This is a genomic window from Streptomyces sp. NPDC050161 (assembly GCF_044460025.1).
Lineage (GTDB): Bacteria > Actinomycetota > Actinomycetes > Streptomycetales > Streptomycetaceae > Streptomyces.
Genome location: NZ_JBITJM010000004.1, coordinates 493546 through 518889, shown reverse-complemented (window position 1 = coordinate 518889; position 25344 = coordinate 493546). Strand labels below are relative to the sequence as shown.

Below are 25344 nucleotides of genomic sequence, written 5' to 3'. Positions count from 1 at the left end.
GTTCCGACTCCCTTCTTCCCGACTCTCGTCGATGCGTCGATTCCGTGCTCGCGCCGGCCCTCGTGGCGGCCGTCGCGGCTCAACTCAGCCGCAGCGGGAGCCTGTCGAGGCCCCGGAACTGCATGCTGTACCTCCAGCGCAGGCTCGCTTCGGGCACCGCGAGCTGCCAGGAGGCGAAGCGTGCGAGCAACTTGCGGAAGACCACCTCCCCTTCCAGCCGGGCGAGCGGCGCGCCGAGACAGTGATGGATGCCGTGTCCGAAGGCGACGTGGCCGGATGCCGGGCGCTCGATGTCGAAGCGCTCGGGACCGGGGAATCTGCCGGCGTCCCGGTTCGCGGAGAGCAGTGACACGAAGACGATCGCGTCCCGCGGGATCAGGACGTCGCCGACCTGGACCGGGTCCTTCGTGAACCGGATCGTCGCCAGATTCAGCGGCCCCTCGAAGCGCAGGAACTCCTCGATCGCCCCGGGGATCAACTCGGGTGCCTGCCGCAGGCGTTCTTGCACCTCGGGGTGGCGCAGCAGCGCCAGGACACCGCTGCTGATCATGTTCGCCGTGGTCTCGTAGCCCGCGTTCATGACCAGGAAGATCGTCGACAGCAGTTCGCCCTCGTCGAGCCCGCTCCCGTCGTCCTGGGCTTCGAGCAGGGCGGTCACCATGTCATCGCCCGGCTGGGAGCGCTTGCTCTCGATGAGTCCGCCCATGTACGCGTACATCTGCGCGAGAGCGGTCTGCTTCTCGTCGGCGCTGCCGTCGATGTTGGTGAGGACGGCGTTCCAGCGTCTGATGTCGGCGAACCGGTCGTCCGCCACCCCGAGAAGATTGCCGATGACGTAGATGGGCAGGGCCAGCGCCACCTCCTCCACCAGGTCGAATGCGCGGTCGGCGACGATGGTGTCGAGCAGTTCGTCGGTGGCGTTCTCGATCCACGGCCGCATCTTCTCGACCCGGCGCATGGTGAATGCCTTGCCGATCAGCCGGCGCAACCGGGTGTGGTCGGGCGGGTCGCTGAAGAGCATGTTGCGCGGATTCGGCGGCGCGGCGGGCGGCGCGGCTCCGGGCGGCGCCGTCTCGTCGGGCACGAAGTTCGCCGCGATGACCTGCGGCAGACTCCGCGCGTCCTTGGACAGCCGGGGGTCGGCGAGCAGTGCCCTGGCTTCTTCGTAGCCGGTGACCACCCAGGCGTCCATCTCCGCGGCGAACGTCTTGACCACGCGCCTGTGTACGGTGCCTTGTCCCCGCAGATCCTGGTAGACGGCGTGCGGGTCCTGGAAGAACTCGGGGGCCAGGAGTGACCGGTGGCCCGGCGGCGGCTGCTCTAGCACGGCATCGTTCCTTCGTCAGGTCCCTGCGGTCGGTCGTTCCGTTCCTGCGCCTGCGTCTGCGTCTGGGCCTGCGCGGTCAGCCAGTTCTCCACGGCTTCGGCCGTCCCGTCGGCACAGGTGTCGATCACGCTGAGGTGGTCGCCGGGGACGTCCACCGGGGTGTGCGGGGCGGGCCACACGGCGCACTGCGGACCCTCGGTCCCGGACAGCGAGTCCGTGGCCCTGACGTGCAGGACCGGGCAGCGGATCGCCCCGGGTGACCACGGCCGGAACAGCTTGAGGTACCACCCCATCGCCATGAGTTTCCTGTCGTCGACGAGATCGGCGACCAGCTCACGGGCCGCGAGCCGTCCGAACAAGTCACCCTGGAGGGCGTCCAGTTCAGGGCTGTCGGGAGGCGAGGAGTCGAGCAGGACGACGCCGGACGGCGCTGCGGCCTCGCCTCCGGCTGCCAGCCGCTCGGCCAGGGCGTGCGCGAGCCACCCGCCGGACGAGTAGCCGACCAGTACGTACGGAGCGCCTTCGGCGCACTGCCCGACCGCCGTGGCCTGGCGGGCGACGAGTTGGTCCAGGGTCGTGGGCAGGGCTTCGTCGTGCCGGTAGCCGGGCGGGGCGATCACCGCTACGTCGCGTACGTCCCGGAAGGCGGCGGCGAATCGCGCGTACTGGTACTCGCTGGCCGGGGCGGCGAAGCTGGGCAGGCAGATCAGGGCAGGCGCGGTCGGCCCCTTCGCGAACCGCACGGGCTTGTGCGCGGCCCGCTCCCGGGCGGTGGGGCGGTCGAGGCCGAGTGCCTGCGAAGCCGTGGCCAGCAGGTCGAGTCCATCGGCGGTCCTGCCGTGGGCGCACGCCTGTTGGAAGAGCGCGGCGAGCGAGGTGTCGTGCGGCGGATCGGCGGGGGCGGCTTCGTTCGTGGTGGCGAGGCCGGTGGCCAGGTGGGCGGCGAGGGCCGCTGGTGTCGGGTGGTCGAAGACCGCCGATGTCTCCAGCGGCATGCCGGTGGCGGAGGCGAGTTCGTTGCGGAGTTCCACCGCGGTCAGGGACGTGATGCCCAGCTCCGTGAAGGAGTGGGTGGGCGGTATCTCTTCCAAGGGGTACCCGAGGGTCCGGGCGGTGCGGGCGCGGACGAGTGCGAGCAGCGCGGACTCCCGGTCCCGGTCCGGCAGGGAGGCGAGGGGTTCGCTCCCGGCCGTGGTGTCTTCCGGTGGGCCGGCGGCCGGTTCGCCGGCGGGACGCGACCAGGCCGTGGCCGGCCAGTAGCGCTTCCGCTGGAAGGCGTAGGACGGCAGGTCGACGCGGCGGGCGCCGGTGCCGGCGTAGAACGACGACCAGTCGACCCGGGCGCCGCGGACCTGGGCCCTGGCCAGCGCCGTCACGGCGGACCGCGGCTCCGGCCGGTCGCGGCGCAGCACGGGTACGGCGGCCACGGCCGACGGATCGGCGGCGCAGTCGGGAATGAGCGCCGACAGGACGCCGTCCGGGCCGAGTTCGATGAACGTCCGCACACCGTCGTCCTCCATGGTGCGCACGACGTCGAGGAACCGCACCGGACTGGTCACGTGGTCGACCCAGTGGTCAGCGGAGGCGATCTCGTCGGTCACCGGCTTGCCGGTCGTCGCGGACACGAGGGGGATGGCGGGGGCGGAATAGGTGAGCGTGCGGATGGCGGCACGGAAGGCGTCGAGCACGGGGTGCATCAGCGGCGAGTGGAATGCGTGGCTCACCTTCAGCTTCTTGGTCTTGCGGCCCTGTCCCGCGAACTGCTCCCGCACGCGCTGCACCGTGGGCTCGTCACCGGCGATGACGACGGACCGGGGGCCGTTGATCGCGGCGATACTCACCCGGTCCTCGCAACCGGACAGCAGGGGAAGGACTTCTTCCTCGGTCGCCTGAACCGACACCATCGCTCCGCCGGACGGCAGCGCCTGCATCAACTTCCCACGCGCTGCGACCAGTTGGGCGGCATCCGCGAGCGAGAAGACCCCCGCCACATGCGCCGCCGCGATCTCCCCGACCGAATGCCCGGCCAGCGTATCCGGCCGGACACCCCACGACTCCAGCAACCGGAACAGCGCCACTTCCACCGCGAACAGGGCCGGCTGCGTCAACCCCGTCTCGTCGAGTCCGTCACCCGACCACATCGCCTCGCGCAACGACCTGCCCAGCAGCGGGTCGAGCCGCGCACACGCCTCGTCGAGCGCCGCCGCGAACGCCGGGAAGGTCCCGTACAGTGCGCGGCCCATGCCCGCCCGCTGTGCGCCTTGGCCGGTGAAGACGACGGCCAGCCGGCCGGGCGCCACCACCGACCCCGTCACCACGTCAGGCCCCGCGCCGTCGCCCGACGCCAACGCGCCCAGGCCGTCCAGGAGTTGTTGGCGGTCTTCCCCGATCACCACTGCCCGGTGCTCGAACGCCGAACGCGAGGTGGCCAGCGACCGGCCGATGTCGGCGGCCGACACGTCACCGTCCGTCCGGGCGTACGCGTGCAGCCGCTCGGCCTGTGCCCGCAGGGCCGGTTCCGAGCGGGCCGACACCGGCCACGGTGTGATGGTCGGAGGCGGAGTGTCGCCTTCGCGTGCGCCGGCTTCTTCGCGGGTGTCGTCGTCCGGTGCCTGTTCGAGCACCACGTGGGCATTGGTCCCGCTGATCCCGAAGGACGAGACGGCGCTCCGGCGGGGGCGTCCGGTCTCCGGCCATTCCCGGGCTTCGCGCAGCAGTTCCACCGAGCCGGATGTCCAGTCGATGATCGGTGACGGCTGCTCCGCGTGCAGGGTGCGCGGCAGCACGCCGTCCCGCATCGCCATCACCATCTTGATCACGCCGGCGACACCGGCGGCGGCCTGCGTGTGACCGATGTTGGACTTCACCGAGCCCAGCCACAGGGGATGGCCGGCCGCGCGCTCCTGCCCGTACGTGGCGAGCAGCGCGTCCGCCTCGATCGGGTCGCCCAGCTTGGTTCCCGTGCCGTGCCCTTCCACGGCGTCCACATCGGCGGCCGAGGTCCCGGCGTTCGCCAACGCCTGCCGGATCACCCGCTGTTGGGCGGGTCCGTTGGGCGCGGTCAGGCCGTTCGACGCGCCGTCCTGGTTCACGGCCGAGCCGCGCACCACCGCCAGCACCCGATGTCCATGGCGCCGGGCGTCCGACAGCCGCTCCACCAGCAGCATCCCCACACCCTCGCCCCAGCCGACCCCGTCGGCTCCCGCGGCGAAGGGCTTGCACCGGCCGTCGGGGGCGAGTCCGCGCTGGCGGCTGAATTCCACGAAGCTCGTCGGGGTGCACATCACCGAAATGCCGCCCGCGAGCGCCATCGAGCACTCGCCCGCCCGCAGCGCCTGCCCGGCGAGGTGCAGTGCCACCAAGGACGACGAGCAGGCCGTATCGAGGGACACCGCAGGTCCCGCCAGCCCCAGTTGGTAGGCGATGCGCCCCGAGGCGACGCTGGCGGCGTTGCCCGTCAGCAGGAAGCCCTCCGTTTCCTGTGGTGCCCGCATCAGCAGGAGCGGGTAGTCCTGGCCGTTGCCTCCGGTGAAGACGCCGACCTGGGTGCCGCGTACCGTCTCCGGATCGATGCCCGCGTGCTCGAAGGCTTCCCAGGACGTCTCCAGCAGCAGCCGCTGCTGCGGGTCCATCGCCAGCGCCTCACGCGGCGAGATCCCGAAGAAACCGGCGTCGAACTCCCCCGCGTCGTAAAGGAATCCGCCCTCACGCGCATACGACGTCCCCGAACTCGCCGGATCGGGGTCGTACAGCTCGTCGAGGTTCCAGCCACGGTCGGACGGAAGTTCCGAGACGGCGTCGACGCCGTCGGAAACCAGCCGCCACAAATCCTCCGGCGTCCGCACCCCGCCCGGGAACCGGCACGCCATACCGACGATCGCGAGGGGTTCCGACGCCGATGCGACGAGTTTCCGGTTGTGCTGACGTAGCCGCTCGTTGTCTTTCAGGGAGGACCGCAGGGCCTCGACCAGCTGTTCCGTGGAATGAGCCACAATATTCACCGCCGCCAGGTCGTCGGTCGGTCAGTCGGACAGGTTTCCGGTGGCCAGCCGCAGCAGGCTCTCGGCATCCATCGTGTCGATCTCGTCCACCGGTTCCGTCTTCTCCTCGTGGTCGGCAGCGGCAAGGTTCAGCAGCGTTTCCAGGACTCCGGCCTGCCGGAACCGGCTCAGCGGAATCGTGGTCAGAATGCGGCGGATTTCGGCTTCTTCGCCGTCGGTCCCGTCCGGCACCACCCCGCTTTCCTGGGGGAAGAGGGCCGAGTGCAGGTATCCGGCGACGGCTGCTGCGGTCGGGTGGTCGAAGACGAGGGCGGCGGGCAGGCGCAGGCCGGTGGCGGCGCCGAGCCGGTTGCGCAGTTCGACGGCGGTGAGCGAGTCAAAGCCCAGCTCCTTGAACGCCCGGTCCTGCCCGATGCCCCGCTGATCCGGGTGGCCGAGCACCGCAGCGGTCTCGCCTCGCACCAGGTCGGCCAGCGCCCGGTGGCGTTCCGTTCCGCTCAGCGCGTCCAGCCGCCGTACGAGGCCGGACGGACCGTCGTCCCCACTGCCGCCACCCGCTCCGGCCCCGTGCGCCATGGCACGCCGGACGGTCACCCTGACCAGGTCCCGCAGGAGGACCGGCAGGTTCTCGCCCTGCTCGCGGAGCGTCGCCGTGTCCCAGCGGACCGGGGCGAGAAGGGCCTGGTCGAGGCGGAGGGCGACGTCGAAGAGCGCCAGCGCATCCGCGTCGCTCAGGGGTGCCAGACCGCCGCGCGCCAGACGGCGGCGGTCGTCGGCGCCGAGGTGGTCCGTCATGCCGCCGGCCTCCCCCCATAGCCCCCAGGCGAGCGAGACGGCGGGGATTCCCTGGCGTCGGCAGTGGTGGGCGAGCGCGTCGATGAAGGTGTTCGCGGCGGCGTAGTTCGCCTGGCCGGCTCCGCCGAGCAGACCGGCGGCGGAGGAGTAGAGCACGAAGGCGGACAGGCCGAGGTGCTTGGTCTCCGCGTGGAGGTTCCATGCCGCGTCCACTTTGGGGCGCAGCGCCGTGGCCAATTGCTCCGATGTCATGGTGGAGACGATGCCGTCCGCCAGTGCCCCGGCCGCGTGCACGACGGCGGTGAGCGGGCTCTCCTTCGGTATACCGGCGATGAGCCGCGCCAGCTGCGCCCGGTCGGCGACATCGCACGCGGCGACGGTGACCCGCGCGCCCGAGGCCCGCAGCTCCGCCGCCAACTCCGCCGCCCCTTCGGCCTGTTGGCCACTGCGGCTCACCAGCAGCAGATTCCGGACGCCGTGCCCGGTCACCAGGTGGCGGGCGAGCCTGGCACCCAGCGCACCGGTGGCGCCCGTGAGCAGCACCGTGCCGTCGGAGCCCAGCGGGGAGGGGACCGCGGCGGCGGGGTTCACGGTCACTGCGGGGACCTTGGCGAGGCGCGGCGCGAAGGCCGCGGGGCCGCGCAGGAGCAGTTGCGGTTCCCCGGTGGCGAGCGCGGCGGCCAGCTGCCCGGAGTCCGCTTCAACCCCGTCGGTGTCGGCGAGCACGAAGCGGCCGGGGTTCTCCGTCTGGGCGCTGCGCAGCAGGCCCCAGACCCCGGAGTGCGCCAGGTCGTGTACCTCCTCGTCGGCGCGGCAGACGGCTCGGTGCGTGCGGACGAGAAGCCGGGAGGCGGCGAAACGCTCGTCGGACAGCCAGGACTTGACGAGTTCCAACGCCCGAGCGGTGGCGGCGTGCGCATACTCGACGACCTCGTCCTCCGCGTCCGGTGCGGAGACGAGGGACGCCACGACGACCGATGGCACCTCCGCGCCTTCGTCCAAGGCGCGGACGAGGGCACCGAGGTCGTCGTAGGTGCGCACTCCAGCGGCTCGGGCGGCGCCGAGAACCGCCCAGGAATCCGGGGCCGGTTCGTCGGCGCCCGAGGCGAGCGGCACGCTCTTCCACTCGACCCGGAACAGCGAGGCGTACGGTTCGCCCTGCTCAGACCCGCGCAGCTGATCGGCGGGTACCGCCACCGCCGTCACCGATTCCGCGGAGACCACTGCCTGCCCGGCTTCGTCGGTGGCCGTCAACGACACCGTGCCGGAGCCGAGCCCCGACAGCCGGACGCGCAGGGCGGTGGCTCCGGTGGCGTGGACGCGGACACCCGACCAGGAGGACGGCAGCACGACACCGGCGTCGTGGCCGTCGTGGCCGTCGTGGCCGTCGTGGCCGTCGTGGCCGTCGTGGCCGTCGTGGCCGTCGTGGCCGTCCGCGGCATCGGGCAGCATCGCCTGGGAGGCGGCGTCGAGCAGTGCCGGGTGGAGGGTGAAGGAGTCGGCGTCGGAACGGTGTTCCTCCGGCAGTTCGACCTCGGCGTAGATCTCGCCCGCACGCCGCCATACGCGCCGCAGGCCCTGGAACGCGGGGCCGTAGCCGAACCCTGCGGCGGACAGGGACTTGTAGACGCCGTCGACCTCGATCTCCCGGGCGTCGGCCGGGGGTGGCCATTCCCACGACGGGGCGGGGGTCTGGGCAAGGGCAGGGGCGGCAGCCCGCGCGAGCAGTCCGGTGGCGTGGCACGTCCAGGGAAGGTCACCATCGGCGTCGGAGTCGGCATCGGGGCGGGAGTAGATGGTCACCGCGCGGCGGCCCGACTCATCCTCATCTCCGACAACGACCTGCAACGGGACGCTCCCGTGCTCGGGCAGGACGAGCGGCGCGGTCGCCGTCAGCCGCTCCAGCACCGCGCAGCCCACCTGATCCCCGGCGCGTACCGCCAGCTCCACCCAGGTCGCGCTGGGAACCAGGGGCCTGTCCAGCACGGCGTGATCCGCCAGCCACGGATGCGCGTCCGCCGACAGCCGGCCCGTCAGCACCACCCCGGACCCGTCGGCCAGCTCCACCGCGGCGCCCAGCAGCGGATGGTCCGCGGCACGCAGCCCGGCCGCGGTCACGTCACCCCGCTCCGGCTGTACCTGGAGCCAGTACCGCTCGTGCTGGAACGCGTACGTCGGCAGCTCCACGCTCCGGGCCCCGCCGCCGAACACCCGCTTCCAGTCCACGTCGACGCCACGCACCCACGCCTCGGCCACCGACTCCAGGAACCGGCGCAGCCCGCCCTGCTCCCGGCGCAACGACCCCACGACCACCACATCAGCACCAACGGCTTCGGCGGCCTCCTCGATGCCGTACGTCAGCACCGGATGCGCGCTCACCTCGATGAACGCGTCGTGCCTGTCGCGCAGGAGCGCCCCGACGGTCTCCTCGAACCGCACGGTCCGCCGGAGGTTGCGGAACCAGTAGTCCGCGTCCATGACGGTGGTGTCGATGGCCGTGCCGTCGACGGTGGAGTACAGCGGGATGCGGGACGGGCGAGGGCGCACGGCGGCGAGAACGTCGCGCAACTCATCCTGGATGCCCTCTACTTGGAAGGAGTGGGAGGCGTAGTCGACGGGGATCAGACGGGCCCGGACACCGTCGGCGTCGTAGGCGGCGACGAGGGCGGCGACCGCCTCCGCAGCGCCCGAAACCACCGTGGAATTGGGGCCGTTGACGGCGGCGATGCCTACTTGGTCGTCCGCGTCGATCCTTTCGCGTACCTGGTCCTCCGGCAGCGCGATGGATGCCATACCGCCGTGGCCGGCCAGCTCACGTCCGATGACCTGCGAGCGCAACGCGACGACACGGGCGCCGTCCTCCAACGACAGCGCGCCCGCCACTACGGCCGCAGCGATTTCGCCCTGCGAATGGCCCACCACGCCGGACGGGACCACGTTCAGCGAACGCCACAACTCCGCGAGCGACACCATCACCGCCCATGAGACCGGCTGCACCACATCCACCCGGTCCAGCGCGCCCCCGTCCCGCAGGACCGACGTCAACGACCAGTCGACGTACGGCTCCAGAGCCGCCTCACACCGCGCCATCCACTCCGCGAACACCGGGGAATCAGCGAGCAGTTCGGCAGCCATTCCCACCCACTGCGTCCCCTGACCCGGGAAGACGAACACGACCTCTGAACGCACACCACCCACCGCGCTGGGCGCCGGATCCTCACCCGCCGCAAGCGACCCCAGACCCGACAGCAGTTCATCGCGGCCCGACCCCAGCACCACCGCACGATGCTCGAACACCGACCTCGACGACGCCAACGACCACCCCACATCGCACGCCGACGCATCACCGTCGGCGACGAACGCCCGCAACCGCGCCGCCTGCCCCCGCAACGCATCCGCCGAACGGCCCGACACCACCCACGGCGTCACCGCCGGAACACTGGCATCAGCGGCCTCATCCGCCTCCCCCACCGGCGCCTGCTCCAACACCACATGGGCATTGGTCCCGCTGATGCCGAACGACGAGACACCGGCCCGACGCGGACGGTCCCCCACCTCCGGCCAGGCACGCGCCTCACGCAACAGCTCCACCGCGCCCGACGACCAGTCCACGGCTTCCGATGGCTGATCGACGTGGAGTGTGCGCGGCAGCTCGCCTTCCTGCATGGCTTTGATCATCTTGATCACGCCTGCGACACCGGCGGCGGCCTGCGTGTGTCCGATGTTGGACTTCAACGAGCCCAGCCACAACGGCCGGTCCGCGTCCCGGCCTTGGCCGTACGTCGCCAGCAGCGCTTCGGCCTCGATCGGGTCGCCGAGACGCGTCCCCGTGCCGTGCGCCTCCACCACGTCCACATCGGTGGTGGAGAGCCCGGCAGCCGCCAGAGCCTGACGGATGACCCGTTGCTGCGAGGGACCGTTCGGCGCCGTCAGGCCGTTGCTCGCCCCGTCCTGGTTGACCGCCGAGCCACGCACCACCGCCAGCACCCGGTGCCCGTTCCGCCGGGCGTCCGACAGCCGCTCGACCAGCAGCATCCCCACGCCCTCGCCCCATCCGGCGCCGTCGGCGTCGGCGGAGAAGGACTTGCAGCGGCCGTCAGGGGACAGTCCGCGCTGGCGGCTGAACTCCACGAACAAGGTGGGGGTGTTCATGACGGTCACGCCGCCCGCCAGCGCGAGTGAGCACTCCCCGGAGCGGAGCGCCTGAGCCGCCAGGTGGAGGGCCACCAGCGACGAGGAGCAGGCGGTGTCCACCGTTACCGCCGGGCCCACCAGGCCCAGCGAGTAGGCGATGCGCCCCGAGGCGATGCTGCCCGAGTTTCCGCTGACGACGTAGCCTTCCAGGTCGCCGGGGGTCTGTGCGTGGTCCGGCACATAGCTCTGGTACATGAGCCCCGCGAAGACGCCGGTTCTGCTGCCGTGCAGTCCGGTGGGGTCGATGCCGGCGCGCTCGAATGTTTCCCATGCCGTTTCGAGCAGCAGCCGCTGCTGCGGGTCCATTGCCATGGCCTCGCGCGGGGAAATCCCGAAGAACGCGGCGTCGAAGTCGCCCGCCTCGTGCAGAAATCCGCCTTCTCGCGCATAGGTCTTTCCCGAACGGTCCGGGTCGGGGTCGTAGATGTTGTCTTCCCAGCCACGGTCGGACGGAAAGTCGCCTACCGCGTCGACCTCGTCCTTCACCAATTTCCAGAGGCTCTCGGGGGATGTCACCCCGCCAGGAAAGCGGCAGGCCATACCGATGACGGCGAGGGGTTCTTCAGCTTTGGATTCGAGTTCCTGGACTCGTCGGCGGGCCCGGCGCAGATCGACGGTCATCCGTCGCAGATAGTCGACGAGCTTTTCCTTCTCATCTTCCGGCACCGGTGCCACTTCCCCCGTCGGGTAGCCTGTCGCAATAAACGAATGGGTAATGTGCAGGGTTGATGCGTGAGTTGGCGCGTGAGTTGGCGCGTGAGTTGATATGCGGAGTGGGTGTGCGCGACTGATGCGCAATGCTACCCAGCGTCCGTAACCCGGCACCCCCTAAGTTCCCCCTAGGGAATGGGTTCGGTCGGTTCGTTCAGTGGACGAGGACGGGTTTGATCGTCCGTCCGGCCGCGGCGTCTTCGGCCGCCTTGTTGATCTCTTCGAATGGATAGGTGCGAACGATTCTGTCGATCGGGAATCGGCCGTTGACAAAGAAATCGGCCAGCCGCGGAATCAGCAGGGCGGGCACGCTGTCCCCTTCCAGTACGCCCTTCACGGTGCGTCCGAAGAGCTGGCCGAGACCGAGGGAGATCTCCTGTCCAGGGCCGCTGCCCGAGCCGAGCACCGCGGCGGTGCCGCCGACGGCGAGTGCGGCCACGGCGTTGCGTACGGTCTGCGGGTGGCCGACCGCGTCGACCGTGGCGTCCGCTCCGCCGTGGGTGAGGCCGACGATCCGACGGACCACTTCGTCTCCCCCGGCCGCGTCGTAGGCGTGTGTGGCGCCCAGTTCACGGGCGGTTCGGAGGCGGTGGGTGTGGAGGTCGACGGCGATGATCCGGTCGCATCCTGCGATGCGCGCCGCCATGATCGCGGCCAGTCCGACGGCTCCGGCGCCGAACACGGCGATGGAGCTGCCGGGTTCGGGCCTGAGCACGTTGAGGACCGCGCCCGCGCCGGTCTGGAATCCGCAGCCGAGGGGGCCGAGGAGTTCCAGGGGTGCGCGGTCGTCCACCACGACGGCGGATCGTGCGTCGGTCACGACGTGGCGGCTGAACGCGGACTGGCCGAAGAAGTGGGCGTTCAGTTCCGTGCCGTCGGCGCCGTGGTAAGCGGTGGAGCCGTCGGCCCGGCGGCCCCGGAAGTTCAGCGGCAGGAACACCGCGCAGTGCATGGGGTGGCCGGTGCGGCACGGGCGGCACTCACCGCAGCTCACCGGGGCGAGCACCACCCTGTCGCCGACGGAGACGGACGTGACGGCCGAGCCGGTGGCCTCCACCACTCCGCTGCCCTCGTGGCCGAGTACGGCGGGCGCGGCCGGCGGCAGTGTCCCGTCGCGTGCCAGGAGGTCGGTGTGGCAGATGCCGGTGGCGGTGAGCCGCACCCGTACTTCGTTCGGCCGGGGTTCGGCCACCGTCACTTCCTGGATGCGGAAGGGGCCGCCCTTGTCGTGGACGACTGCCGCTGAGGTGGTACGCACGTAGGTCTCCCGTCGGTCTTCGTCGCTCATGTCGAGGTACGGGTCACGGGCTCCCGGGCGCTGCCTCGAGGGGGCGCCCGGGGCCCGGGAGACGGGAAGCGCCGGTCGTCCGGCCCTCCGGACGGTCAGATGGACAGTCCGTGGCGGAAGACGTTGCGCGGATCCCATGCCTCCTTGATGCGCTTCAGCCGGGGGTAGTTGTCCCGGTAGAACAGGGTCTGCCACGGCGTCTTCGAGGTGTTCAGCGTCGGGTCGGCGAGGTCGACGTCGGGCCAGCCGATGTAGCAGCCGTCGTAGTGGTCGCCGGGGACGGGCGCTCCCCCGGTGTCCTGGTGGAGGTCGCGGTAGAAGTTCCTGGACCAGGTCAGGTGGTGGTTGTCGTCCTCCGCCTTGTCCCAGTAGTTGTAGATGGACGCCAGCAGGACGGCCTGGCGGTGGGATGTGGCGGTGGCGTCCATGGCCGGGGCGTTGATCTGCCCGCCGTACGAGGAGAGCGCGAAGGCCGCCGGCGCGTGGCGGTAGTCGGGGCCGGTCAGGTACTGGTGGACGGTCTCCAACTGGTCGTCGGTGTAGCGCTTCTTGAGGTAGGCGCCCTTGGTCTTGGACCGGAGGGGCGGCTTGGCTCCGAGGCCGACGCCGGTGTCGACGTAGGACAGCACGGTGGTCAGCCACGGCAGTCGCGCGGATGTGGTGATCGTCGGTTTGACGTTCACGTTCTCGCAGGCGGCGGTGATGAAGTCGTGGAGGATGCGCTCGTTGCCCTCGACGGTGGGGTCGACCTGTCCGGCGACGGTCACCGAGCCGAATTCGACGCGGGGCGCGATGAACCCTCCGAACAGGGCGTTCTCCCGCATGCCCGGTGCGCTGTACCGCTCGTGCCAGGCACCGAAGTTGCGGGCGATCCGGACGAAGGAACTGCGGTCCAGTTCGTCCCACTTCCACACGGCGCGTGACATCAGCGTCCCGCCGGGCGCCTTCGGCAGCATCCGTCCCGCGTCGTTCGTCCGCGCGTCGGGAGAGCGCAGCCAGAAGCGGGTGACCACGCCGAAGTTGCCGCCGCCGCCACCGCAATGGGCCCACCACAGATCGCGGTTGGGGTCCTTCGGCTCGCGGGTGGCCACCACGGCCCGCGCGCTGCCCCGGGAGGGCACCACGACGACCTCGACGGCGTACAGGTTGTCGGCGACCAGTCCGTACTGCCGCGACAGGGCGCCGTAGCCGCCTCCCGCGATGTGGCCGCCGACGCCGACGGGCGGGCAGGCGCCGCCGGGAAGCGTGACGCCCCAGCCGTAGTAGAGGGCGCGGTAGACCTCGCCCAGGGTCGCGCCGGCCTCGATGGCGAAGGCCCGCATCCTGGGGTCGTAGGACACCGAGCGCATGCCGGTCAGGTCGATGACGCTGCGCACCCGGGGATCGTCCACGAGTCCGTCGAGGTTGTGGCCGCCGCTGCGCACGCCCAGTTGCCTGCCCTCGCGCACCGCGTCGTTGACGGCGTCGATGACCTGCTCGGTGCTGGTGACGACGCGGATGTTGTCCGGGTTTCCGGTGAAGCGGCGGTTGTATCCCCGCAGGAGCAGGTCCTGGTACCGGGGATCGTTCGGTGTGATGGAGACGGACTCCCGGTGGGGCGTCTCCATGAAGCTGGGCGCGGCGGCGGCCGAGAGTGCCGCGTCCGAGGCCAGATCCGGAGCGATGAGCGCCAGATCAGCAAGCATCCAGCCATCGGCCATGATGTGTTCTCCCCCGTTGCTGTGTACCCTGCCCGGGGCCGTGGCGGTGGTCAGCGGCTCGCTGCCGCGCCTCCCGCCGGTACGGGCCCCGGTTCTCGGTTTTCAGCCAAATCATTGCGGGCTCACACCTGCCTGCCACCCCTATCAACCCCCTAATCTCCCGGGCTCGCAGGCACGGACGCCCCGCCGAATTCCGCCGGAATCAGCTCACGTCCAGCTCCCCTTCGATGATGCTCAGCAGTTCGTCCACCGGAGCCGAGTGGACGTCGTCGTCCAGTGAGCCGCCGTCCGCGTGCACCGCGCTCCCCGTCGTGCGGAGCTTCGACAAGAGGCTTTCCAGCCGGTCCGCGACCGCCGCGTGATCCGCGCCGTCCATGGCCCCGGAACGCACACCCGCTTCGAGCCGCTCCAGCGTCTCCAGCACGGAACCGTCCGCGGACGCGGCTGCGCCGAGCGGGAGTTCCGCGGCCAGGTGCCCGGCCAGCGCCGTGGGGGTGGGGTGGTCGAAGACGAGGGTGGCGGGCAGCCGGAGCCCGGTGGCGGCGCCCAGCCGGTTGCGCAGTTCGACGGCGGCCAGCGAGTCAAAGCCCAGTTCCTTGAACGCGCGGCCACGGTCGACGACTTCGGGCCCCGAGTGCCCCAGTACGGTGGCCACCTCGGCGCGCACCAGCTCCAGCAGGGCCCGGTCCCGTTCCGCCGCGTTCATCGTCGCCAGCCGCTGGACGAGACCGCCGCCGGCAGCGGCGGCGACGGCCGGACGCCGGTTGACGGCGGGTACGACGCCGCGCAGCACGGCGGGCATCCGGTCGCCCTGCGCGCGCAGCGCCGCAGTGTTCAGCCGCACCGGCGCCAGCAGGGCCTGGCCGAGCCCGACGCCGGTGTCGAACAGCCGCATGCCGTCCTGGGACGGCAGCGGGACGACGCCGCCGCGCGCCATCCGACGCCGGTCGGCCTCATCGAGGTGGGCGGTCATGCCTCCGGCCTCGCCCCACAGCCCCCAGGCCAGGGACACCGCGGGCAGTCCTGCCGCGCGCCTGTGATGGGCGAGCGCGTCGAGGAAGGTGTTGCCTGCGGCGTAGTTGCCCTGTCCTGGCGGGCCGATCAGCCCGGAGACGGAGGAGTAGAGCACGAAGGCCGACAGGCCGAGGTCCTTGGTCGCCTCGTGCAGGTTCCACGCGGCGTCGACCTTCGGGCGGAGCACCCGGTCGAGCTGTTCGTGTGTCATGGCGGCGAGCACACCGTCGTCCAGCACACCGGCCGTGTGCACCACCGCGGTGAGCGGGTGCGCAGGCGGTACGGAAGCGAGCAGTCCGGCGAGGGCGGTGCGGTCGGCGACATCGCAGGCCGCCATGGTGACCGTCGCCCCGAGTGCGTCGAGTTCGCGCGTCAGCTCGGCGGCCCCGGGTGCCCGATCGCCCCGCCGGCTGACGAGGAGCAGGTGCCGGACGCCGTGTTCAGTGACCAGGTGCCGGGCGGCGAGGACACCGAGGGCGCCGGTCGCGCCGCTGATCAGCACGGTGCCCTGCGGCGTCCAGGGTGTAGCGGCCAAACTGCCTGATGTGGCAACGGTGTTGACGTCCGCCTTCGCATCGGCCTTGGCCAGGCGCGGTACGCGTACCTCGCCGTCACGGATCGCGCACTGCGGTTCCTCCCCCGCCAGTACCGCGGGCAGGGCGCGGAGCGAGGCCGGCTGCCCGTCCGTGTCGACGAGCACGAACCGGCCGGGGTTCTCGGTCTGCGCCGTGCGCACCAGCCCCCACAGCCCCGCCTGCCCGAGGTCCGCCGCCTCGCCGGTCTCCGGCGCTGACGTGGCGACGGCCCCCCGCGTCAGCACGACCAACCGCGAGCCTTCCAGAGCCTCGTGGGCCGACCAGCTCTGCACGATGTCCAGCATCGCGCGGGTGGCCGCCCGTACCGCCGACGGCAGAGTCGCCGCGTCCGGAGCGCCCCCGCCTCCGGCAGGGCCAGGCACGTGCAGGACGGTCCCGGGCGGGGTGGCGCCCTCGTCCAGGGCCCGGGTCAGAGCGGCCAGATCCGCGTAGATCGCGGGCGGGCCGGACAGTACGGGCAGTCCGTGGCCGTCGGCGGCGTCCGCGAGGGCACCGGCGAAGGCGGCGGCGTCCTCGCCCAGCAGGGCCCAGGCGGACCGGGATGCGGAAGCGGGGACGGCGGCGGGAGCGGGCAGGGTGGGCCACGCGACTTCGTAGAGGTCGTCGATCGTGCCCTGCGCGGCGGCAGCGGCGGCACGCAGCGCTTCCAGCGACACCGTGCGCCACACGAGCGAGTCCACGGTGGCCACGGGCGCACCGGTCCCGTCGGCTATCAGGAGCGACGCGGAGTCGGATGCCAGGTCCGTCGACAGCCTGACCCGCAGGGCCGACGCCCCGGGTGCGTGGATCCGCACCCCTGACCAGGAGAAGGGCAGGCCGGGATCGGCGCCCTCGTCAAGTGCCTTCAGCACGGCGGAGTGCAGGGCGGCGTCCAGGAGTGCCGGGTGCAGGGCGAACGCCTCGGCGTCGGGGCGCAGTTCCTCCGGCAGCTCCACCTCGGCGAAGATCTCGTCCCCCCGGTGCCAGGCCCGCTTCAGGCCCTGGAAGACGGGACCGTAGCCGTACCCCTGTCCGGCGAGCATCTCGTACAGCGTGTCGGTGTCCAGCTCCGATGCGCCCGTCGGCGGCCAGGCGGTGAGCCCGCCGGGGGCGGGCGCCGGCTCGGTGGACAGGACCCCGGTGGCATGGCGCGTCCACACCGGTTCGCTGCCGCTGTCGGCGTCGGTTCCGTTCCCGGTGTCGGGGCGCGAGTGGACGCCGACCTGACGCCGCCCCGCTTCGTCCTCCCCACCGACGACGACCTGGAGTTGGACGGCCCCGTGCTCCGGCAGGACGAGCGGCGCCGCCAGCGTCAGGTCCTCCAGGTGGTGACAGCCGACCTGCTCGCCCGCCCGCACGGCCAGCTCCACGAATGCCGTGCCCGGCAGCAGCACCGTGTCCATCACCGCGTGGTCGACGAGCCACGGATACGCACGCAAGGACAGCCGGCCGGTCAGTACCGCACCGGCGCCGTCGGCCAGCTCCACCGCGGCGCCCAGCAGCGGATGCCCGGCGGCGCGCAGGCCGACCGCCGTCACATCGCCGCCGTCGTCGGGCGCCGCCAGCCAGTACCGCTCGTGCTGGAACGCGTAGGTCGGCAGCTCCACCCGGCGCGCACCGCACTCCGCGAACACCCGCTTCCAGTCCACACCGACGCCACGCACCCACGCCTCGGCCACCGAGCCCAGGAACCGGCGCAGACCGCCCTGCTCCCGGCGCAACGACCCCACGGCCACCACATCAGCACCAAGGGCCTCCACCGTCTCCTCGATGCCGTACGTCAGCACCGGATGCGCGCTCACCTCGATGAACGCGTCATGCCCCTGCCCGATGAGCGACTCGACCACCTCGCCGAACCGAACCTCCTGCCGCAGATTACGGAACCAGTACCCCGCATCCATCGAGGACGTATCGATCGCACGGCCCTCGACCGTCGAATGGAAGGGAATGTCGGACCCGCGAGGCTCCAGGGAGGCCAGCGATGCCAGCAGTTCGTCCTGGATGCCCTCTACTTGGAAGGAGTGCGAGGCGTAGTCGACGGGGATCAGACGGGCCCGGACGCCCTCGGCCTCGTAGGCGGCGACGAGGGCGGCGACCGCCTCCGCAGCACCCGAAACCACCGTGGAATTCGGCCCGTTGACAGCAGCGACGCCCACCTGACCGTCCGCGCCGATCCGCTCACGCACCTGGTCCTCCGGCAGCGCGATGGATGCCATACCACCGTGGCCGGCCAGCTCACGTCCGATGACCTGCGAACGCAACGCGACCACACGAGCGCCATCCTCCAACGACAACGCGCCCGCCACCACGGCCGCAGCGATCTCCCCCTGCGAATGCCCCACCACACCGGACGGCACCACACCCAGCGAACGCCACAACTCCGCAAGCGACACCATCACCGCCCACGACACCGGCTGCACCACATCCACCCGATCCAGCGCGGCACCCTCCCGCAGGACCGACGTCAACGACCAGTCCACGTACGGCTCCAGAGCCGCCTCACAACGAGCGATCCATTCCGCGAACACCGGGGAATCAGCGAGCAGTTCGGCAGCCATTCCCACCCACTGCGTCCCCTGACCCGGGAAGACGAACACGACCTCCGAACGCACACCACCCACCACGCCGGGCACCGGATCCTCACCCGCCGCGAGCGCTCCCAGACCCGACAGCAGTTCCTCGCGGCCCGACCCCAGCACCACCGCACGATGCTCAAACACCGACCGCGACGACGCCAACGACCACCCCACATCACACGCCGACGCATCACCGTCGGCGACGAACTCCCGCAACCGCGCCGCCTGCCCACGCAACGCATCAGCCGACCGACCCGACACCACCCACGGCACCACCACCGGAACCAGACCCGGAACCGAAGCCGGAGCCGGAGCAGCATCAATGGCCTCCGCCGGCGCCTGTTCCAACACCACATGCGCGTTCGTCCCGCTGATGCCGAACGACGACACCGCCGCACGCCGAGGCCGCCCCGCCTCCGGCCACGCACGCCCCTCCCGCAGCAGCTCCACCGCGCCCGACGACCAGTCGATGAACGGCGAAGGCTCATCGGCGTGCAGAGTCGGCGGGAGAACGCCCTCCCGCATCGCCATCACCATCTTGATCACACCGGCGGCTCCCGCGGCGTGCTGGGTGTGGCCGATGTTGGACTTCACCGAGCCGAGCCAGAGGGGCTGCTCGGGCGAGCGGTCGCGGGCGTAGGTGGCCAGCAATGCCTCGGCCTCGATGGGGTCGCCGAGTTTCGTGCCGGTGCCGTGGGCTTCGACGGCGTCGACCTCGGTCGGCGACAGGCGGGCCGACGCCAGCGCCTGCCGGATCACCCGCTGCTGGGACGGGCCGTTCGGCGCCGTCAGGCCGTTGCTCGCCCCGTCCTGGTTCACCGCGGAGCCCCGGAGGAGCGCGAGTACCGGATGCCCGTTCTTCCGGGCGTCCGACAGCCGCTCGACGAGGAGCATGGCGACGCCCTCGGACCAGCCTGCGCCGTCGGCCGATGCCGAGAACGCCTTGGAGCGTCCGTCCGGGGCTCCGGCGCGCTGTCTGCTGAATTCGACGAACAGGGTGGGTGTGGACAGCAGGATCGCGCCGCCGGCGAGTGCCATGGAGCACTCGCCCGACCGCACGGCCTGCGCGGCGAGGTGGAGTGTCACCAACGACGACGAGCAGGCCGTGTCCACCGTCATGGTCGGGCCGACGAGCCCCATGGTGTAGGCGATGCGGCCGGACGCGACGCTGCCCGCGCTGCCGGTCAGCAGGTAGCCGTCGAATCCGGGGGTGCGGGCGAGGATTCCGCCGTGGTCCTGCCCGCTGGCGCCGACGAAGACACCCGTCTGGCTCCCGCGCAGGGTGTGCGGGTCGATCCCGGCGCGCTCCACGGTCTCCCATACGGTTTCGAGCAGCATCCGCTGCTGCGGGTCCATGGCCAGCGCCTCACGCGGGGAGATCCCGAAGAACGCCGCGTCGAACCGGTCGATGCCGTCCACGAACCCTCCTTCCCGCGTGTAGGACTTTCCGGGGCTGTCGGGGTCGGGGTCGTACAGTCCGTCGAGGTCCCAGCCGCGGTCCGAGGGGAATGTGGTGATGGCGTCCGTGCCGTCGGCCACCAACTTCCACAGGTCTTCAGGGGAGTTGGCGCCTCCGGGGAGCCGGCAGGCCATGGCGACGATCGCGATGGGGTCGTCGTCGGCGCCGGTTGTCGGCGATGACGGGGGCAGGGCGAGGGCGGCGGCTTCCCGGGTTTCCCCGGCATCGAGGAGTTCGGCGCGGAGATAGGCGGTGACGTCCGCCGGGGTCGGGTGGTCGAAGATCAGCGCCGCGGGCAGCCGGAGGCCGGTGGCGGTGCCGAGCTGGTTGCGCAGCTCGACGGCGGTGAGCGAGTCGAAGCCCAGTTCCTGGAAGGCCCGGTCGGCGCCGATGGCGCTGCGGTCGCCGTATCCCAGGACGGCGGCGACCTGTGAGCGCACGAGCTGGTCCAGTTCGCGCAGTTGCTCCGCTTCGGGCATTCCCGCCAGGCGCCCGGCCAGTGAGGGGCCGTTGTCCGTTCCGGCCGCCACGCCGCGCCGAGGGGCCCGGCGCACGAGTCCACGCAGGAGGGCGGGGAGTGTGTCCGTGCGGGTCCGCAGGGTGGCGAGGTCAAGTCGCATGGGCAGCACGTAGGGCGCGTCCTGTGTGAGCGCCGCGTCGAACAGTGAAAGGCCCTCGTCCCGCCGCAACGGGAACATGCCGGCGCGGGCGATGCGGGTCCTGTCGTTCTCGCTCAGCCCTTCGGTGATGCCGCCCGCTTCCTCCGATTCGGCCCACAGGCCCCAGGCGAGCGACAGGGCGGGAAGGCCCGAGGCGCGGCGGTGAGCGGCCAGTGCGTCCAGGAAGGCGTTGGCGGCGGCGTAGTTGGCCTGGCCAGGGCCGCCGAAGGTTCCGGCGGACGAGGAGTAGAGCACGAAGGCGGAGAGGTCCAGGTCCTTGGTCAGTTCGTGCAGGTTCCAGGCGGCGTCGACCTTCGGCCTGAGCACCCGGTCCAGCTGCTCATGGGTGAGGGCCGCCGCGATCGCGTCGTCGAGGACGCCTGCCGTGTGGATCACGGCGGTCAGCGGGTGCTGCTCGGGAATCGAGGCCAGCAGCGCGGCGAGCGCGTCCCGGTCGGCCGCATCACACGCCACGATCCGGGCCCGCGCGCCGAGTTCGGCCAGTTCCGCCGTGAGTTCGTCGGCACCGGGGGCGGCCGGGCCGCGCCTGCTGGTCAGCAGCAGGTTCCGGGCACCGTACTCGGTCACGAGGTGCCGGGCGAGCATCGCACCGAGCGATCCGGTGGCGCCGGTGATGAGGACGGTGCCTTCGGTGGCGTGGAGATTCCGGTTCCGGTCCGATGACATGTTCCGGTCCGATGGCGTGTTCCGGTCCGATGGCGTGTTCCGGGCCGGGGTCCTGGTCAGTCTGGGGGCGGTGATCTCGCCGTCGCGGATGGTGAGTTGGGGTTCGCCGGTGGCCAGGGCCGCGGCCAGCAGCCGCAGGAAGGGATCGCCGACGACCGGATCGTCGGCCGCCGGATCGCCGGATTCGGCATTCAAGCCCGCGCCCGCCGCCACACCCACGCCCACATCCGTGCCGTGGCCCATGTCCACCAGTACGAAGCGGCCTGGGTTCTCGGTCTGGGCGCTGCGCAGGAGACCGAGGGCGGTCGCGGCGGCGAGGTCCGGCGGTCGCGGAGTGGCCGCGTCCCCGCCGGAATCCCCGTCCGTGGCCACGGCGCCGCGGGTGACCACGACGAGCTGAGCGGCGGCGAGGCGGTCGTCCGCGAGCCAGGAGCGCACCATGTCGAGGGTCGCGCCGGCCAGTTCGTGGGCTGCGGGCACGACTTCGTCGCCGGTCGCAGTGCCGTCGGCGGGTGACCAGATGACAGCCTCGGGAGCGGGGCTGCCCGCGTCGAGATCCCGGCGCAGTGCGGCGATGTCCTCGTAGGCGCGTGTGCCGGTGAGCCCGCCCGGCAGGCCGCCCGTGCCCAGCCTGGCCCATGTGGACGGGTCGGCGTTCGTCGCGCCGACGGCCGGGACGGGCTGGAAGGCGAGCCGGAAGAGGGATTCGTGGTACGTCGTGCCCGCGCTGCGCAGTGCCTCGGGGGATATCGCCCGCGACAGCAGGGAATCGACGCTCACCACGGGCGCGCCGGTGCTGTCGACGGCCGTCAGGGACACGGTGTCCTGGCCGCTGACGACCAGCCGCACCCGCAGCATCGTCGCGCCCGACGAGTAGGCGCTGACCCCGGCCCAGGAGAACGGCAGGCCGCCTTGGCGTGCGTCGTCCACGACTCCGCGCAGCAGCGGGTGCAGGGCAGCATCGAGCAGGGCGGGGTGGAGCACGTACTTACCGGCGTCCGAACGCTGTTCATCGGGCAGGGCGACCTCGGCGTAGATCTCGTCGCCGCGCCGCCAGGCCCGCCGCAGTGCCCGGAACGAGGGCCCGTAGCCGTGGCCCTGTTCGGCGAGCCGGTCGTAGACGCCGTCGAGTGCGACTTCCGCCGCGTCGGCGGGCGGCCAGCTCGCCGTCGGCGTATCCGAAGGCGCCGGTCGGCTGCCGGTGGCCAGGACGCCGGTGGCGTGCTCGGTCCAGGAGTGCTCCGCTCCGTCGTCGCCGTCGGGCCGTGTGTGGATGCCGAACTCGCGGCGTCCGGAGTCGTCGGCGGCACCGACGGAGAGTTGCAGGCGCACGGCGCCGTGGTCCGGCAGGATCAGCGGCGCGGCCAGCGTGAGTTCGTCGATGCGGTCGCAGCCGACGTGATCGCCGGCGCGGAGGGCGAGTTCGACGAAGGCGGTGCCGGGCAGCAGCACGGTGCCGAGGATGGCGTGATCGGCGAGCCACGGGTGGCTTTGCAGGGACAGGCGCCCGGTGAGGATCACGCCGTCGCCGTCCGCAAGCTCGATGGCCGCTCCCAGCAGCGGATGGCCGGCGGCGCTCAGCCCCGCCGACGCCACATCCGCCGCGCCGCCTTCCGGTGCCGACAGCCAGTACCGCTCATGCTGGAAGGCATACGTCGGCAGGTCGACGCGACGGGCGCCCGAACCCTCGTAGAACGTCTCCCAGCCGACGCCGACACCCCGCACCCAAGCCTGGGCCAGAGCCGCCACCGCCGACTGCGCCTCGGGACGATCCCGGCGCAGGAGGGGGAATGCCGCTGCCCTGGCGTCCTCGCTGACGCAGTCGGGAACGAAAGCCGAGAGCACTCCGCCCGGCCCGACTTCGAGGAACGTCCGTACGCCCGCACCCTCCATCTCGCGTACCGCATCGGCGAAACGGACCGGGCGGCGTACGTGCTCGACCCAGTAGTCGGCGGAGGCGATCTCGTCGGTGACGGACGCACCGGTGACTGCGGACACGATCGTCGCGCTCGGGTCGGTGAACTCCAGTCCGCTGATCGCCGCGCGGAAGTCGTCCAGCATCGGGTCCATCAGCGGCGAGTGGAATGCGTGGCTGACCGTGAGCCGCTTCGTCTTGTGTCCTTGGGCCTGGAGCAGAGCTTCGATCTCTCCGACGGCCGCTCCGTCACCCGAGATGACGACGGACCGGGGGCCGTTGATCGCGGCGATGCCCACCCGGTCCTCGCAACCGGACAGCAGGGGAAGGACTTCGTCCTCGGTCGCCTGAACGGACATCATCGCGCCGCCGTGCGGCAGCGCCTGCATCAACTTCCCGCGTGCTGCGACCAGTTGGACGGCGTCCGCGAGCGAGAAGACCCCCGCTACGTGCGCGGCAGCGATCTCACCGACCGAATGCCCGGCCAGGACGTCCGGCCGGACGCCCCACGACTCCAGCAGGCGGTAGAGCGCCACTTCCACCGCGAACAGGGCGGGCTGCGTCAGCGCCGTCTCGTCGAGCCCCTCCCCCGACCACACAGCCTCACGCAACGATCCGCCCAACAGCGGATCGAGCTGCGCACACACCTCGTCAAAAGCGGAGGCGAACACCGGGAACGACTCGTACAACTCCCGTCCCATGCCCATCCGTTGAGCACCCTGACCGGAGAAGACGACACCCAACCGGCCCGGTGCCACCGCCCCCGTCACCACACCGGCACCACCGGCACCATCCGGCGCCAGCGCATCGAGGCCAGTGAGCAGCCCCTCCCGGCCGTCCTCGCTCAGCACCACCGCCCGGTGCTCGAAGGCCGACCGCGACGACACCAACGACCAGCCCACATCGGCGGTCGGGAGTGAAGTGTTCTCTTCCACGTACGCCCGAAGCCGCGCCGCCTGCCCACGCAACGCCTCCGGTGACCGGCCCGACACCACCCATGGCGTCACCACCGGAACACTGTGGTCAGCGGCCTCATCCGCCTCCCCCACCGGCGCCTGCTCCAGCACCACATGGGCATTGGTCCCGCTGATGCCGAACGACGAGACACCGGCCCGACGCGGACGATCCGCCGCCTCCGGCCAACCACGCGCCTCGCGCAGCAACTCCACCGCACCCGACGACCAGTCCACATGCGGCGAGGGCTCATCCGCGTGCAGCGTCCGCGGAAGAACCCCCTCCCGCATCGCCATCACCATCTTGATCACACCCGCCACGCCTGCGGCGGCCTGCGTGTGACCGATGTTGGACTTCACCGAGCCCAGCCACAGCGGACTGTTGACGTCCCGCTCCTGCCCGTAGGTCGCCAGCAGCGCCTCGGCCTCGATCGGGTCACCGAGCCTGGTCCCCGTGCCGTGCGCCTCCACCACGTCCACATCGGCGGTGGAGAGCCCGGCGGCCACCAGTGCCTGACGGATCACCCGCCGCTGCGAGGGACCGTTCGGCGCCGTCAGACCGTTCGACGCCCCGTCCTGGTTCACGGCCGAGCCGCGCATCACCGCGAGCACCCGATGTCCGTTCCGCCGGGCGTCCGACAGCCGCTCCACCAGCAGCATCCCCACACCCTCGCCCCAGCCGACCCCGTCGGCCCCGGCGGAGAAGGACTTGCAGCGGCCGTCGGGTGACAGCCCGCGCTGCCGGCTGAACTCCACGAACGTCCCCGGCGTCGACATCACCGTCACTCCGCCGGCGAGCGCCATCGAGCACTCGCCCGAGCGCAGCGCCTGCGCCGCCAGATGCAGCGCGACCAGCGACGACGAACAGGCCGTGTCCACCGTCACCGCAGGGCCCACCAGGCCCAGGTTGTAGGCGACGCGCCCCGAGGCGACGCTGCCCGCGCTGCCCGTCAGCAGATAGCCCTCGAATCCGTCGGGAATGTTGTGCAGCCGGATTCCGTAGTCGCCGTACATGACGCCGGTGAAGACTCCGACCGGGGTTTCCTTCACCGCGGCGGGGTCGATTCCCGCGCGTTCGAACGTTTCCCAGGCGATTTCGAGGAGCAGTCGCTGCTGTGCGTCGGTACCCAGGGCCTCGCGCGGGCTCATGTCGAAGAACGCCGGATCAAATGCGTCGGCGTCGTGCAGGAATCCGCCTTCGCGGGTGTAGCTACGGCCCTGAGTTTCCGGGTCGGGGTCGTACAGGTCCTCGTCCCAGCCGCGCCGGGTCGGGAAAGGCGTGATCGCGTCGGTGCCGTCGGACACCAGGCGCCAGAGGTCCTCGGGGGACGTCACCCCGCCGGGGTAGCGGCACGCCATGCCGACGATCGCGATCGGCTCCTGGTCGCGGTCCTGCAACTCCTGGAGGCGATGGCGGGTCTCGTAGAGATCCGCCGTCACCCGCTGGAGGTATCCGAGCAGCTTTTCGTCGTTGGCCATCTCGCAGCTTC

5 protein-coding genes and 1 pseudogene are annotated in these 25344 nt (G+C 71.5%); all 6 read right to left on the bottom strand.

Annotated elements, in window-relative coordinates; all coding sequences use genetic code 11:
• Positions 1-79: 79 nt before the first annotated feature.
• Positions 80-1327 (bottom strand): cytochrome P450, encoded by a 1248-nt coding sequence (locus ACIBK8_RS09830; RefSeq protein ID WP_399041176.1) that lies wholly within the window; start codon positions 1325-1327, stop codon positions 80-82.
• A pseudogene (locus ACIBK8_RS09825) lies at positions 1321-5295 on the bottom strand (type I polyketide synthase); the annotation flags it as partial. The gene ACIBK8_RS09830 and the pseudogene ACIBK8_RS09825, both read right to left, overlap by 7 nt.
• 54 nt (positions 5296-5349) lie before the next feature.
• Positions 5350-10983: a type I polyketide synthase gene (locus tag ACIBK8_RS09820; RefSeq protein ID WP_399041175.1), complete on the bottom strand. Its 5634-nt coding sequence runs from the start codon at positions 10981-10983 to the stop codon at positions 5350-5352.
• 199 nt (positions 10984-11182) lie between these two features.
• Positions 11183-12286 carry an NAD(P)-dependent alcohol dehydrogenase gene (locus ACIBK8_RS09815; RefSeq protein ID WP_399041174.1) on the bottom strand — a complete coding sequence of 368 codons (1104 nt, stop codon included), beginning with the start codon at positions 12284-12286 and terminating at the stop codon, positions 11183-11185.
• Positions 12287-12411: 125 nt separating this feature from the next.
• On the bottom strand, positions 12412-14016 hold the full coding sequence (locus ACIBK8_RS09810; RefSeq protein ID WP_399041173.1) for an FAD-binding oxidoreductase: 1605 nt from the start codon (positions 14014-14016) through the stop codon (positions 12412-12414).
• A gap of 202 nt (positions 14017-14218) precedes the next feature.
• A complete protein-coding gene (locus ACIBK8_RS09805) occupies positions 14219-25294 on the bottom strand; it encodes an SDR family NAD(P)-dependent oxidoreductase (protein WP_399041230.1) in 11076 nt (3691 codons plus the stop codon).
• Positions 25295-25344: the final 50 nt, after the last annotated feature.

What these genes read in the sequence shown, in the direction of transcription:
- ACIBK8_RS09810 (WP_399041173.1), bottom strand. Translation starts at nt 14,016, where the DNA reads ATGGCCGATGGCTGGATGCTTGCTGATCTGGCGCTCATCGCTCCGGAT.